Origin of the sequence: Comamonas avium (genome assembly GCF_014836675.1) — a bacterium.
Lineage (GTDB): Bacteria > Pseudomonadota > Gammaproteobacteria > Burkholderiales > Burkholderiaceae_C > Comamonas > Comamonas avium.
This window is the reverse complement of the sequence record NZ_JACSQK010000002.1, coordinates 440,934-455,889: the sequence shown is the minus strand read 5'-3', so window position 1 is coordinate 455,889 and position 14,956 is coordinate 440,934. Positions and strand designations below refer to the sequence as shown.

The following is a 14,956-nucleotide window of genomic DNA, read 5'->3' as shown; positions in this document are numbered from 1 at the left end:
ATGTCGTTGCTGGTATCAAGTCCGCAAGACTGCGGTGGCTCATGATGAGCAAGCAAGCGTAATACAGTCAGGAGAGATTTAAATAAATGAGCTGCCAACGTATACGCAAAGCCAATTTCAGCATTAAAAGTATCTGAAACATCCTATACACAAGCGATAGGCGCTCATTTTTACATCAATGCAGCCACCCACTTGCCACCATTGCCAAGATGGCTAGAACCAAGCTGCACCACGCTATGGCACGCAGACGGTTCTCTGCATAAGTCAGCACCAGTGCCACAGCCAGCGCAGCAAACGTCAGCACACCCAGCCACGCGGCCACTGCCACAGACGTGCCCCACGCGTGCAGGCACGCGGCCAGCGACATGAGCAGCAGCAGTACGCCCGCTGCACGCCAGCCCCATAAAACGCGGGCGCAAGGCAGGCCACTGCGCGCTTGCGCGCCATGGCGCTCCATGGCCTGGCTCAGTGCCGCAAACGCGGGCACTGCCAGCAACAATGCAATCCACGCGCTCATGCTTGACTCTCCGGTGCCTGCAGCACGGTTTTTTGCGATGCCACACCCTGGCGCACAGCGGACACCGCTACGGCATCCGATTTTTTTCTGCGCTGCCACAGCTTGATCACCACAGCGGCATGCACCAGCCCGAGTGCCAGCATCATCAAATCAAATCCAGCCACGCTCCACTGACTGTGTGCCAAGGTCAGCCACAGCCCTGCGCCACCTGTCCATACATTGAGCAACGGCAGCAAGGCAAACGCCAGCGCCGCCACCGCCATTTGCTCCAGCCATGCCTTGGCATGTGGACGCAACGCGGCGTGCACCAGGCAAGCCAGCCAGATCGCAAAAAAGCCATTGATCTCTGCGTTGCTGCGCGCCTCAAGCCCCACAGGAAGCAAGCGATTCAGCCAGAAGTACCCTGCCACCGCGACAGACAGCCCCGCAATGGCCGCCACGTTCAGCACCTCCACCAGCCTGTGCCCCTTGGGCGTGTAGCCCAGCTTGCGTCGATCAGGCTGGCGCTTCACCACCCACAGCACCAGCCCTGTGGCCGCCATGCAAGTGCCCACCAGCCCCGACAGAAACAGCAGCCAGCGCACCGCAGGCCCCGCAAAACGCCCCAGGTGCAGGCTGACCATGCTGTTCATCACCGCCATCGCAGCGGAGGGCTGCCGCGCCTCTGGTGTCTCTTTCAGCGTACCCGTCACCCCGTCCAGCACCACCTTCTGGCTGCCTGCACGGCCCAGCAGCAGGCTATCGGCCCTTTCTGCGCGCAATTCAACGCTCGCACGCTGTGTGTTGGGGTTTTGTACGGAGATACTGCCCACCGCCCCACCTTGCCAATGCGCCTGCGCCAACTGCAGCATGGGGCCAATCGGAGCCATGGCCTGAGGCTCAGCCGCTTTGCGCTCACGGCCCTCACCCCGGCCTTCACGCGCAGCTTGCTGCGGCCCGCCTTGTTGTGCCGGGGCCGCCTGCATGCCTCTGCGCTCTGCATTAAAGCGCTGTGGCTCACCGTCATAAACCGCGTAGGCCCCCCAGGGCATCAGCATGGTCATGAGCAGCAACAAGCCACTAAAGGTAATGACAATGTGAAACGGCAAGGCCAGCACTGCTGTGGCGTTGTGCGCATCCAGCCACGACCGCTGTCCCTTGCGCGGACGGAAAGTGAAGAAATCCGTAAAAATCTTCTTGTGTGTGATCACACCGCTGATGATGGCCACCAGCATCACAAACGTGGCAATGCCCACTATCCACCGCCCCCAGACGCGCGGCATGGCATACAGCTCAAAGTGGAAGCGATACAGAAAGCTGCCCCCACGTGTCTCACGCACCGCAATTACATCCCCCGTTGATGCATCCAGTTGCGCACGCTTCGTTCCTTCGCGCCCCTGTGCAGCCCCTTTGGGACGCCACGACACCTCAACGGCCGTATGGCGTTCATCAGGCAGGTTGATGCTCCAGCTGCTGGCGTCTGGGGCAAGCTTTTGCATGCCAGCCATGGCTTTCTCGGCGGTGTCGGCCTGTGCCACAGACACATGCAGCTCTGGCCGCATCCAGTCATTGATCTCATCGACAAAATAGCTCAACGTCCCCGTAAAGAACACGGCGTAAAGCAGCCACCCCAGCAGCAGACCGCTCCATGTATGCAGCCAAGACATGGACTGGCGCAAGCCTTCAGGTTTTCCATCCACTCTCATGCTTGGCCTCCGTACAAAGCCCAGGTGCACACACCCAGAACTGCTGCGGGCACCACAATGCCCAGCCATGCCTTTCGACTACTGCTACAGGCAAAAGCCCACAGCACCGCCACGGTAAAGACCACGAATGACAGCATGGTCGACAGCGTCACCGCATCGGCCCTTGTCACACCCAGCCAGCGCACGCACACTAGTCCACAGGCGGCAGCAAATACTGCACTCAAACCGTAGCCCCCACCAAAAGCCGCCAGCACGCGAGAAGCCACCGCCAAGCGATAGCGCACGAGCGAAGCGTTGTGCGACATTGCAGCCTGCTTGCTCATCGCGCCTCCAACGATGCGCAGACACAAAAAAACCAGCGATCACCTGCGCAAGGCGTGCTGGAGTTCCGATTGTTTCGCATACCTGCGAGCTCCCAGAATGTTATAAATGATAATTATTCTTATTCTAAAGTTATACATCCCGCTTGCCTAGCCATCCAACAAAGTCCTCACGATGCTTTACGCAAGCTTTACGGGCAGCAGATATCAAAATCACAAGCTGAAAAGCCCCTGATCATTGTTGATCTGGGGCTTAGATTCTGGTGGCTCGGGCGAGATCGGATCATTCCTGCCAGACCGCATGAATACTGAACAAGGGACTCTGAGCTGGAGTAGCTACTGCGAAAGTTACTGCATTTCCAATTTACCCCCTGCCTGACAACGCCATTGGCGGAGTCAAGCCCGGCGACCCGCGCAAGCGCTCAACAGGCAGCCAGAATCTTTGGTTGCTGCTTTCCGTCAAAGGCGGCGCCCACGACTGGCGACTCTACTGCGCCATCCATGGTGGGCACAAAACCCTCTCGCTGGGTACGCCCCAGAAACCAACCTCTCTTTTGGTGATTCCGTGTCACGCACGGTGTACGTGGGCAGCGCGCCACTGCAAGCACCCAGCGCTGAGTCTGTGGGTTCATCACCCCGCAAAAAGCAGGCCACGGCCCAGTTTGGTGCGATCACTGCCACGCAGCTCACATGAACCAACAAATTGCGGCCATCACCCAGGCGGAGAGAGCCAACGCCAAGTAACTGCTCCCTCACAGGTGAATGCTTGAGCACCTGCAGCTCTCGTGGATGAGATAAAGGGGCTTCTTCAGGAGGCCATTTTCTGCTGCTGCATACCCGCATATTTGCAGGGTGGCATACCATTAACGAGCTGCAAACAGGCGACAACGGCCATTCAACAGGCGTTAACCCCGGCAACCATGACTTAACTCATGGAGCAGCTGAACGGAAAACAGTCTCAACTAAGGCATTACACATTGGTGTAAACATTCATGCACAAAAGAATCAATCCAGATTTTTTATTCAACAGCACCCAGTACGGATTCAGTCAAGCAGTTGTATCAACAGGGAAAAATCACATCTTCTTATCAGGGCAAGTTGCAGCCAACTCAGACCAGTCTTTGCATAGTACGGGCATGTATGAGCAAGCTACCCAATGTTTAAAAAGCATTGAAAAGTTGTTGGCACAAGTGCCTGCCAGTCTCAGCGATGTGACGATGCTCAGGCTATATATCAGAGCAGACGCGAGCAATCAGCAGTCTCAAAATGACATTTCAAGAGCACTGCTTGATGCGTTCGGAGAAGCACTACCCGCATCTTCTTGGGTACTAGTGTCTGGACTTGCAGTTTCAGACTGGCTCATAGAGATTGAGGCACAGGCTGTCACTGGCTAGTGAGACCCCCTCAAGCGACACATATTCATCGGCGATTGAGTCTTAAAGCCGATGAGCTGTCGTTTGAGGAATATTTTGCTTCCATCCCTCTCCCAAGCCGCTTGTTCCCACGGTTGAACGGGATCAAATTAATACTTATACATCAACAGCTTATTATTGTTTTCTTGAGTTTTCTCGCAGAATCTCCCGAAAAAAGAGCATAAGACCGAAGAACGTTAGCCGAGCGCATTGCAAACGACGGGGCTGACCATGCTTTCTTGTTGGTGGGCTTGACGTTATGCCAAGGGCTAGCCGTGTCGCAGAGAGCGGCGTGGCAAACGCATGAATTTGTGGATGCAGACCATTCGAGACGCGCTTGCCCAGTGTTTGGCGATGAACCTGAAGGGCTTGGGTGACTCAAGGCCACGGGCCCTTGCCCAAAGAACCCTGGAGCGGGTAATTCGAGCCGCACTCTCTGCCTGCTGCGTGCGTCGCCTAAGAGGCTTAAATAAAGATTGGTGTGCCCAGAAGTGGCTTTGGCCAGGTGTGCAGGCTGTGCCGACCAACACTCAGGGGGTTAAGAAGGAGCTGGGGGCCAACTTGGGCGTGCTGACCAGAAGTGAGCGCAGAGATTGCCCTTGGCGCCCACCCTCCACTCGCCAGGCCTGAGACGGTGGTGTGCAGTAACCGCCTGCCTTGCCTACAGAGGGAAATGCAGTAACTTTTTTGGCCTAGAAGCCGTTTCGCACGAGCTACTGCAAAAGTTACTGCACGATTGCGTGGAAGCCTATGAACTTTTGCGACCTACGATAGAAACAAAAAAGCCCTAAGCTTATGAAAACTTAGGGCTTTTTGATTCCACCGGACTCCAGTGGAATCGTATTTGGTGGCCTGGGACGGGATCGAACCGCCGACACGCGGATTTTCAATCCGCTGCTCTACCAACTGAGCTACCGGGCCTTTGCAACTTCAGAGTAGTCTGTCGTTGTGCCGAAGCCATGATTATAGGCACACTTTTAAGCCTTCAAAGAAAATTCCGAAAATTTTTCAAAATTTCTTATCCACGGCGGCTGCGCCCCAAGTCCACGCCCAATTGGCGCAGCTTGCGATACAGGTGGGTACGCTCTAATCCAGTTTTTTCAGCCACGCGGGTCATGGAGCCACCCTCGCGGGCCAGATGGAACTCAAAGTAAGCCTTTTCAAACCCGTCACGTGCTTCACGCAGGGGGCGATCAAGATCAAAGTCCTGGTGCGCGTCCGGCATGCTGTCTGCCTGATTGCGCAAGCTTGCCAGCGGACGAACACCCACATCATTGATGCTGCCCACCGTATCGTTCACATGCGCAGCTCCCGCGGAAGGCATGCCAATGGATGCGACCGCAGGTTTGGCCGCAGGGGTGCTGGCATTTTTTGCCAAACCATGCTCCACCGCTTTGAGCAGTTTTTGCATGGTGACGGGCTTTTCCAAAAATGACAACGCGCCAATCCGCGTTGCTTCAACAGCCGTATCAATGGTGGCGTGGCCACTCATCATGATCACTGGCATCGTCAATTGGCCCGAAGCCGCCCACTCTTTCAGGAGTGATACGCCATCGGTATCGGGCATCCAGATGTCCAGCAACACCAAATCAAATATGCCGCCATTGCGGGCCACGCGCGCTTGCGTGGCATTGGCTGCCAGCTCCACGCTGTGCCCTTCATCATTCAAAATCTCAGATAAGAGATCTCGGATGCCCAGTTCGTCATCCACCACCAGTATGTTTGCCATGAGTTTCGAAAAGCCTATGTCTACAGGTTTTAGGTTCACCGCCCCTCACGGTGCCTCGGTGTTTACAGGGACAAATGATAGCGACACTTGTGCACCTTGCACTATGCCGTTATCCATACGGTTGGCCAAATCAATGCGTGCGCCATGCTCATCCGCAATTTTTTTGACTACCGCCAGGCCTAAGCCCGTGCCCCGCACCTTGGTTGTCACATACGGTTCAAACGCACGCTGCAAGATATGCGGAGGGAAACCCGCTCCACTGTCGCAGATGCTCAGTCGAACACGTTTGCTGCTTTCAATCCATTGGGTAGATATTTCTACCGGCGCGGGCGCAATGCCCAAAGCTTCTGCCTGCTGAAGTGTCGCATCTTGCGCGTTTTGCACCAAGTTATGAATGACTTGGCGCAATTGCTGTGCATCTCCCGCCACCAATGGGGCCAGCCCATCCAGCTGAGCATGCACCGGCACCTGCGCGTTTTCTTCGCCGTACAGCTGCATCAAGTCAGATACGAGTGCATTCAAATCCACGGGCTGCAACTCGGCGGCTGGCAGCCGTGCATAGTCACGAAACTCGTTGACCAGACGCAGCATGGCGGCGACCTGATCCACAATGGTTTTGACGGAACGGTTGAGCAGCGCCTGCTCGGGCGGCTCCAGTTTGTCCGTCAGTTTCATTGCCAGCCGCTCGGCAGACAACTGAATGGGGGTCAGCGGATTTTTAATTTCGTGGGCCACACGGCGCGCAACTTCTGCCCACGCTTTTGAGCGTTGTGCAGAAACAATTTCTGAAATATCGTCAAACACAATCAGCCGCCGTGACTGTGGCAGCTCCGCGCCGCGTACCACCAAGGTGGTTTTTCCTTGCGCTGCCTCACCCTCTTGCCCACTGGTCACGTGGTCTAGCGACAGCTCCAGCACTTGCTGCCAGCGGTCACGCCCGCTGGCAGCCCCACGCTCCCCTAAAAAGATATCGAACTGCTCGCGCACCATGTCTGCCAATGTGCTCAAGCCCGGTACATCCTCTAATTTCCGACCTATGTAAACCGCCATGGGCATGCGCAAAATGCGCGTAGCGCCAGGGTTAATGGTCAGTACATGCCATCGATCGTCCAAGACAAGAACGCCTGATGTCAGGTTGTCCAAGATGGTCTGCAAATTGGTCCGTGCAGCATTCACTTCGATCATGCTTTTGTCGACTGCGGTGCGCGCGTCCAGCAACTGCTGCGTCATCAAGGCAAACGACCGGGTCAGCCCCCCCAGTTCATCTTTGGTCTGCAGCGCAATTTTTGGGGTCAAGTCACCCCGTGCCACATCCCGTACGCCTTGTGCAAGCACGAGCAAAGGGCGAGCCAGCTGATTGCCCAGCAGCACTGCCAGCAATACGGCACCAAACACGGCCAGAAACAGGCTCAGCGTCAGCGTACCAATGTACATTCGCTGCAGGCCTTGGCGTGCCAAGGCGCGCTCCTGGTACTCTCGATTGGCGTCTTGCACCGCAAGGGCGTTGGTCACCAGCGCTCTGGGCAAAGGGATAGAGGCCTGCAAAAAGCGTCGCTCTGCCAGCAACTCCAATCGGGAGTTGCTCACTAAAGCAAGAACTTTGACATGCACGCTGTCCATGTTTTCACGCGTATTGCTGGCTGCAACCTCGTCCAAGCCTTCGATGTTGGCCATGGCTTTCAAGCCCGAGCGCAAGCTGCGCAACTGCTGGCTGCTGGGCCTGGCTGGCGAAAGCTCCAGCAAAGAAGTTCCCGCGCTGGCCACGGCCACACCAGCGTCGTTCCACAGCACCACGTCGGTGGCACCTAATTGTTCGCGAATACGCTCAAGAACCAGACCTGCCCCAGCATCTGGTACCTGAGTCAATTGCTGACTCGCCGTGCGCGTGCTGTTGGCCATGTCATTGGCGATGGTTTCCAACGTGACGCTGGCCAGATTGACGCCGGCACTCAACGCCCCTTCGACCTTGACATCAAACCAGCTTTCAATCGATCGCGATACAAACTGGTAGGACACCACATAAATCAACAGACCGGGTATCACACCCACCAACCCGAAGATGGCTGCAAGCTTGAACAACAATCGGCTGCCAAATTTGCGCTGCTTCCAGCGCACTGCCAGACGTACTGCCATCCACAGCAACACCAAAGACAGCGCCACTGCCACCAGCACATTCAAGCCAAACAGCCAGGCATAGTGGCGCTCATACAGCTCACGATTGTTCGTGGCCTGCATCAGCAAAAACAGCAGCACCAGTCCGATCGCACACATCACCGCACCCGCCACGCCCAAAGCCCAGCGGGTTGACCTGCGCGATGCAGAAGATGTCGTTATTGAAGAAGCGCTCATTGAAACTGACTCAAATCCACACGCTCGCGGTGCGTCACCAGCAAGTTCCAATCCGCCCGACCCAAGACACCAATTTGTAGAGGTCTGGGAAAGTGCGAGAGATCAATCCGAAAGCGCAGCTGCAAGATGGCACTGCCGCTGGAGAGCAAATCTGCCGTCCGGCCGATCCGCCAACGCACAATGCGCTGCATGGCTTGCACCGCATCCTGCAAGGTTTCAAAAGAGCTGGATAACGCGACACCCAACCCTTGCCCCTCAAAGGGCTGACTGCCCGTGTACAGCCGCCAGCGACGGGTCAATGGCTGGTAGCTCAGCCGCATAAAGCGTTCAGCCCGCAATAGCTCCTGATCGCTCCAGTACCAGCGCTCGCGCAGCATGACGGCTTCAGCAATGAAGTGCACAGGAATACCTTTGAGCAAAGCATCCTGCACCAGATCAGGCAATGACCAGTTCAAGGTGGTCGTCAGCAGCAACGCATCGCCATCGCGCAGCAGTTGAACCCCATACCTGCCATCCTTGTCCATCAGCTCTGAACCATGTGCGTCCGCGTCTTGCGCACGCGCAATGCACGGCGTGATGGTGGCTGCGCCCACCGCAGCCACCATCGCTAGCGCCAAAGCACGGCGCTGCTCTCCTTGTGCAGACAAAGAGTCAGACGTTTTTTTGCAGCAGTGCGTAGAAGAAGCCGTCGTGGTCACCTGCGTCATTGTCCGGGAGCAGGTCAGTTTGCGCCGTAATTCCCGGAATTAAATGTCCAGGTGACGGCAATAACTGCGCCTGTGTGTTGCGTGCAAGAAACGCTTGCACCTGTTCATCCCCTTCGGCTTTAAAGACAGAGCAAGTGCAATACAACAAGCGTCCACCTGCTTTGAGCAACGGCCACAAGGCGTCCAGGATCTGCGCCTGAATTGCGGCCAGCTGGTCCACATCGCTTTCACGACGCAACCAGCGCACATCCGGGTGGCGGCGCACAATGCCAGACGCGGTACAGGGTGCATCCAGCAAGATGGCGTCAAATTGCTGGCTGCCGTTGGCTTGCTGCCACCATTGCGAGGGTTTCCCGGCATCCGCCACGATGACCTTGGCATGGTCTTGCAGGCCTATGCGCAGCAAGGTGTCGTGGATGCGTTCGCTGCGCTGGGCATCCACTTCCAAAGCGGTCACCTGTAGGGGTGAAGTTGCACCGGCAAACTCCAGCAAATGCGCGGTCTTGCCTCCAGGTGCTGCACAGGCATCCAGTACCTGCAGCGGCAAGCTCAGGTCCAGACCCTGCAGCAGCAGTGGTGCTGCCATTTGTGCAGCGCCATCCTGCACCGAAACCACACCTTCTGAAAAGCCTGGCAGCGCTTGCACATGCTGCGCCCGTACCAGCTGCACACCATTTTGACCAAACAGCGTGGATTCAATATCTATGGCTGCCAGCGCTTTCTGATACTGCTGTGGCGTGGTTTTTTGCTGGTTCACTCGCAGGCTCATCGGAGCCTGTGCATTGTTGGCTTTCAGAATGCGTTGCCAGTCTTGGGGGTAGTCTTTTTTCAGCCGATCCAGCCACCATTGCGGGTGGCTCCAGCGCGCCAGGCTGTCGTTGTCCGTAGCGGCCACCAAGGCATCACGTTCTCGTAAAAAACGACGCAAGCATGCATTCAAAAAGCCCGCCTGGCGCAGCAAGCTACCGCGCTTGGCTGCTTCTACGGTTTGATTGACCAGGGTAAAGGGTTCATAGGGTGCCTGATCTGCATCCCACGCCAAAGCCAGCGCGGTGCACAGCAATGCATCCACTTTGGCTGGCGGCGCTTTTGGAGCAAGCTGCCTGCGCAGCGCTTGCGCACGCCCCAATTGACGCAGCACCTGAAACAGCAATGCCTGCACACCGGGGCGCAAACGCACGGGTACTTCGGCCAAAGCTGCTGTGCCGGATTGGCCCGACAAAATCATTTGCAGGGCTTGAGCAACCGCCGCCAGTTGCTGCCACAAAGGAATCGGTGCTGCAGCCTGCGCTGCAGCAGCATCGTTTTGAAAAATCTTTCGCGTCATGCGGGTGGCTGCATCAGCAATGCAGCATCTTTCTGAAAAGTTCGGCCAGGTTTCAGGCCACTAAGTCGTGCGATGACACATGCAGGAAACTGAGCGATTGCCTCGTTGTATGCATGAATCGCTGTATTGAACTGCTCTGTGCTGTGGCTTTGCAAGGTAATCAATTGCGTCCACCGCAGCTCCCATTCTTGCTGCTCATCCGACTGCACTTGTGCCTGCGCGCCATGCAGTTGCACATACGCCTGCCATGCCACCTGGACACCTTGCCATGCACTATCCAGCGCTGCAATTGTCTCCGGTCGCAGTGGTTGTAGCTTCGCCTGGTGCAACGCCGCTTCCAGCAGGTTCGCACTGGGTAGCAGTGCCTGCCTGACGTGCTGCAAAGAAGACTGCTGCACCTCTTGTTCAGGCAACTGTGCGTTGGCACAGCTGCGCAGCAGGTCGAGCAGTTGCACAAATTGCACCTCCACAGCGACAAAGGCCGTTTTGCAGGCAGCACGCATGCGTTTCATGCGCTTCCATGCGCCAGTGATCCAAAACACTAGCAGCGCGAGCAATAGCCATTCGAGCGACAAGATCCACATGGTCGAAAACACAGGATAAATACCAATAAAAACGCTCCCTACCCACCATAAGGCAAGTAGGGAGCGCAGGGCGATGGTGCCTAATCAGGCAACGCGGCGATTAGGCGGCGTTGTCTTCAGAAGCATTCACCTCGCCAGCCATTTCAGCGGCTTCAGCGTCGGCAATGGCACGGCGCTCTGCGTCGTCCATGGCATCTTTGGCCTTGCGCGCCTGGTGGTAAGCCAAGCCTGTACCGGCAGGGATCAGACGACCCACGATCACGTTTTCCTTCAGGCCGCGCAACTCGTCGCGCTTGCCCATGATCGCAGCTTCGGTCAACACGCGGGTAGTTTCCTGGAAGGAAGCCGCAGAGATGAACGAATCGGTCGACAGCGAAGCCTTGGTAATACCCAGCAGCACGTTGGAGTACGTGGCAGGGATCTTGCCTTGGGCTTGCAGCGCTTCGTTGGTGTTCAGGATTTCCGAACGCTCCACTTGCTCGCCAGCGATGTAAGTGGATTCGCCCGTGTTCTCGACCACCACGCGACGCAGCATCTGACGAACAATCACTTCAATGTGCTTGTCGTTGATCTTCACGCCTTGCAGACGGTACACATCCTGAACTTCGTCCACGATGTAACGGGCCAGCTCTTCGATACCCAGCAAACGCAGAATGTCTTGCGGATCAGCTGGGCCGTCCACAATCGATTCGCCCTTGTTCACCACCTGGCCTTCGTGGACCAGAATGTTGCGCTCCTTAGGAACCAGCTCTTCCCAGACCTTGCCTTCCAGATCGGTGATCTGCAGGCGGATCTTGCCCTTGGTTTCCTTACCGAACGACACGGTACCAGTCATCTCAGCCAGTGTGCCCTTGTCCTTGGGTGTACGAGCTTCGAACAGCTCGGCCACACGAGGCAGACCACCGGTAATGTCTCGGGTCTTCTGACCTTCAACAGGGATACGTGCCAGCACTTCGCCAGGACCCACTTCTTGGCCGTCGCGCACTTGAATCAGCGCGCCCACCTGGAAGCCAATCGTCACCGAGTGATCGGTGCCTGGAATCTTGACTTCTTGGTTGTTGGCGTCGATCAGCTTGACCTGAGGACGTACCACCTTGGCAGAACCGCGGCGCTTGGGGTCGATCACAACCAGGGTCGACAGACCGGTCACATCGTCCACCTGCTTGGCCACAGTCAGGCCTTCTTCCACATTCTCGAACTTCACCTGACCGGCGTATTCGGTAATGATCGGGCGGGTCAATGGATCCCAGTTCGCCAGGATCTTGCCGGCCTTGACGGTTTCGTCAGGCTTGATGGTCAAGATGGCGCCATAAGGGACCTTGTGACGCTCACGCTCACGGCCGTTTTCGCTGATCACGATTTCGCCGGAACGGGAAATCACCACCAGGTCACCCTTGGAGTTGCTGACGTAACGCATGGTGGCGTTAAAGCTGACAGCACCGTTGGACTTGGCTTCAACGCTCGAGGCCACCGCTGCACGCGAAGCCGCACCACCAATGTGGAACGTACGCATGGTCAGCTGTGTACCGGGTTCACCGATGGACTGCGCAGCAATCACACCCACTGCTTCACCCAGGTTCACCATACCGCCGCGACCCAGGTCACGGCCATAGCACTTGGCGCACAAGCCGTAGCGTGTTTCGCAGTTCAGCGCAGTGCGAACCTTGATTTCGTCTACGCCCTGAGCTTCCAGCGCTTCAATGATGTCTTCGTTCAGCAAGACGCCCGCAGCCAGCAGCACCGAACGGTTTTCAGGGTGCAGCACCTCTTCCACCGTGGTACGACCCAGCACGCGATCGCGCAAGGACTCAATCACTTCACCGCCTTCAACGATGGCACGCATCAGCGCGCCATTGGAGGTGCCGCAATCGAGCTCGGTCACGACCAAGTCTTGCGTCACATCGACCAGACGACGTGTCAAGTAACCCGAGTTCGCTGTCTTCAACGCCGTGTCGGCCAGACCCTTACGGGCGCCGTGGGTCGAGATGAAGTACTGCAACACGTTCAGGCCTTCGCGGAAGTTCGCGGTAATAGGCGTCTCGATAATCGAGCCGTCTGGCTTGGCCATCAGACCACGCATACCTGCCAACTGGCGAATCTGAGCGGCCGAGCCTCGAGCACCCGAGTCCGCCATCATGTAGATCGCGTTGAACGACTCTTGGTCCACTTCGTTGCCGTGGCGGTCGATGGTTTTTTCAACCTTCAACTGGTCCATCATCACCTTGGACACGTCGTCGCCAGCCTTACCCCAGATGTCCACCACCTTGTTGTAACGCTCGCCCGACGTCACCAGACCGGAGACGTATTGCTGCTCGATTTCCTTCACTTCGGATTCGGCATTGGCCAAAATGCCGGCCTTTTGTGGAGGCACCAGCATGTCGTCGATCGACACCGAGAAGCCCGCGTGGGTCGACAGACGGAAGCCGTTTTGCAGCAGCTTGTCAGCAAACACCACGGTCGCCTTCAGACCACACTTGCGGAAAGAAGAATTGATCAGCTTGGAGATCTCTTTCTTCTTCAACGCCTTGTTCATGTGGCTGAAAGGCAGGCCCTTAGGCAAAATTTCCGACAACAGCGCACGGCCCACGGTGGTTTCCACCAGGCTCACGGTCTTGACGAATTCGCCTGTTTCCTTGTCCTTGGTCCACTCAGGCAGGCGCACGCTGATCTTGGCGTGCAGTTCTGCTTCGCCAGAATCCAAAGCGCGTTGCACTTCGTTGGTGTCCATGAACACCATGCCTTCACCCTTGCCGTTGATCTTGTCACGCGTGGCGTGATACAGACCCAGCACCACGTCCTGAGAAGGAACGATGGAAGGCTCGCCCGAAGCGGGGAACAGCACGTTGTTGGAGGCCAGCATCAAAGTGCGGGCTTCCATCTGTGCTTCAACCGACAAAGGCACGTGAACAGCCATCTGGTCACCGTCAAAGTCAGCGTTGAACGCCGCGCAGACGAGTGGGTGCAGCTGGATGGCCTTGCCTTCGATCAAGATAGGTTCGAACGCCTGGATACCCAAACGGTGCAGCGTAGGCGCACGGTTGAGCATGATCGGGTGTTCTTTGATGACCTCTTCCAAGATGTCCCAAACCACGGGTGTACCGGATTCGACTTCTTTCTTGGCAGCCTTGATGGTGGTCGCAATGCCGCGCTGTTCCAGCTGGGCAAAGATGAAGGGCTTGAACAGCTCCAGCGCCATCAACTTGGGCAAACCGCACTGGTGCAGCTTGAGGTAAGGACCCACGGTAATCACGGAACGACCGGAGTAGTCGACGCGCTTACCCAGCAAGTTCTGGCGGAAGCGACCGCTCTTACCCTTGATCATGTCGGCCAGAGACTTCAGGGCACGCTTGTTAGCGCCCGTCATGGCCTTGCCGCGACGACCGTTATCCAGCAGCGAATCCACCGCTTCTTGCAGCATGCGCTTTTCATTGCGAGCAATGATCTCTGGAGCCTTCAGCTCCAGCAGGCGGCGCAGGCGCGAGTTACGGTTAATAACGCGGCGGTACAGGTCATTCAGGTCGGACGTAGCAAAACGGCCACCGTCCAGTGGCACCAGCGGACGCAGGTCTGGAGGCAGCACAGGCAGCACTTCCAGCACCATCCAGCCGGGCTTGATACCAGACTTCTTGAACGCTTCCAGCAGCTTCAGGCGCTTGGCGTTTTTCTTGACCTTGACTTCAGAACCGGTCAAGTCACCGCGCAGGCGCTCGATTTCGCTGTCGATATCAATGCCATCGAGCAGGTCCTTGATACCTTCAGCGCCCATCTTGGCAGTGAATTCGTCGTAGCCAAATTCTTGCTGCTTAGCGTCGTAGTCGTCCTCGGTCATGATGCCGAACTTCTTCAGCGGGGTCATGCCGGGATCGGTCACCACATATGCTTCAAAGTACAGCACGCGCTCGATGTCGCGCAGTGTCATATCCAGCACCAGGCCCAGGCGCGATGGCAGCGACTTCAGGAACCAGATGTGGGCGCAAGGTGCGGCCAGATCGATGTGACCCATGCGTTCGCGGCGAACCTTGGTCTGTGTGACTTCAACGCCGCACTTCTCGCAGATCACGCCGCGGTGCTTCAAGCGCTTGTACTTACCGCACAGGCACTCGTAGTCCTTGATAGGACCAAAGATCTTGGCGCAAAACAGGCCGTCGCGTTCGGGCTTGAACGTGCGGTAGTTGATGGTCTCTGGCTTCTTAACTTCACCGAAAGACCACGAACGAATTTTCTCGGGCGAAGCCATGCCGATCTTGATGGCATCGAAATGCTCATCCGGCGTGAATTGCTTGAACAGGTCGAGTAGCGATTTCATGTAACTCTTTCCCTTTTCAT

The 14,956-nt window shown here is 56.8% G+C and carries 10 protein-coding genes and 1 tRNA gene; 1 reads left to right on the top strand and 10 read right to left on the bottom strand.

The features are described 5' to 3' along the window. Positions 1-175 precede the first annotated feature (175 nt). From H9646_RS04775 to H9646_RS04765, 3 genes are read right to left on the bottom strand one after another with little or no spacing between them, the layout of a single operon-like run. Positions 176-517, bottom strand: a complete 342-nt coding sequence (locus tag H9646_RS04775) for a DUF3325 domain-containing protein (RefSeq protein ID WP_191722180.1) — start codon at positions 515-517, stop codon at positions 176-178. Next, entirely contained in the window at positions 514-2,202 is a 1,689-nt protein-coding gene (locus H9646_RS04770) for a PepSY-associated TM helix domain-containing protein (protein WP_191722179.1), read from the bottom strand. The genes H9646_RS04775 and H9646_RS04770 overlap by 4 nt, the downstream gene beginning before the upstream one ends. Then, positions 2,199-2,507: a DUF3649 domain-containing protein gene (locus H9646_RS04765; protein WP_191722178.1), complete on the bottom strand. Its 309-nt coding sequence runs from the start codon at positions 2,505-2,507 to the stop codon at positions 2,199-2,201. The genes H9646_RS04770 and H9646_RS04765 overlap by 4 nt, the downstream gene beginning before the upstream one ends. Positions 2,508-3,514: 1,007 nt before the next feature. Here H9646_RS04765 and H9646_RS04760 point away from each other — a divergent pair. Next, positions 3,515-3,916: a Rid family hydrolase gene (locus tag H9646_RS04760; protein ID WP_191722177.1), complete on the top strand. Its 402-nt coding sequence runs from the start codon at positions 3,515-3,517 to the stop codon at positions 3,914-3,916. Positions 3,917-4,779: 863 nt separating this feature from the next. Here H9646_RS04760 and H9646_RS04755 read toward each other — a convergent pair. The 7 genes from H9646_RS04755 to rpoC all read right to left on the bottom strand — a co-directional run bounded on the left by H9646_RS04755 (position 4,780) and on the right by rpoC (position 14,936). Further along, positions 4,780-4,855, bottom strand: a tRNA-Phe gene (locus tag H9646_RS04755). Between the two features lie 97 nt (positions 4,856-4,952). Then, entirely contained in the window at positions 4,953-5,663 is a 711-nt protein-coding gene (locus H9646_RS04750; protein WP_191722176.1) for a response regulator, read from the bottom strand. Between the two features lie 45 nt (positions 5,664-5,708). Beyond that, entirely contained in the window at positions 5,709-8,012 is a 2,304-nt protein-coding gene (locus tag H9646_RS04745) for a sensor histidine kinase (protein WP_191722175.1), read from the bottom strand. Further along, positions 8,009-8,659: a DUF4390 domain-containing protein gene (locus H9646_RS04740; protein ID WP_191722174.1), complete on the bottom strand. Its 651-nt coding sequence runs from the start codon at positions 8,657-8,659 to the stop codon at positions 8,009-8,011. Before H9646_RS04740 ends, H9646_RS04745 begins: the two co-directional genes overlap by 4 nt. 4 nt (positions 8,660-8,663) lie before the next feature. Beyond that, on the bottom strand, positions 8,664-10,046 hold the full coding sequence (gene rsmB, locus H9646_RS04735; RefSeq protein WP_191722173.1) for a 16S rRNA (cytosine(967)-C(5))-methyltransferase RsmB: 1,383 nt from the start codon (positions 10,044-10,046) through the stop codon (positions 8,664-8,666). Further along, a complete protein-coding gene (locus tag H9646_RS04730; RefSeq protein WP_191722172.1) occupies positions 10,043-10,558 on the bottom strand; it encodes a hypothetical protein in 516 nt (171 codons plus the stop codon). Before H9646_RS04730 ends, rsmB begins: the two co-directional genes overlap by 4 nt. A gap of 172 nt (positions 10,559-10,730) precedes the next feature. Then, entirely contained in the window at positions 10,731-14,936 is a 4,206-nt protein-coding gene (gene rpoC / locus H9646_RS04725; protein ID WP_191722171.1) for a DNA-directed RNA polymerase subunit beta', read from the bottom strand. Positions 14,937-14,956 lie beyond the last annotated feature (20 nt).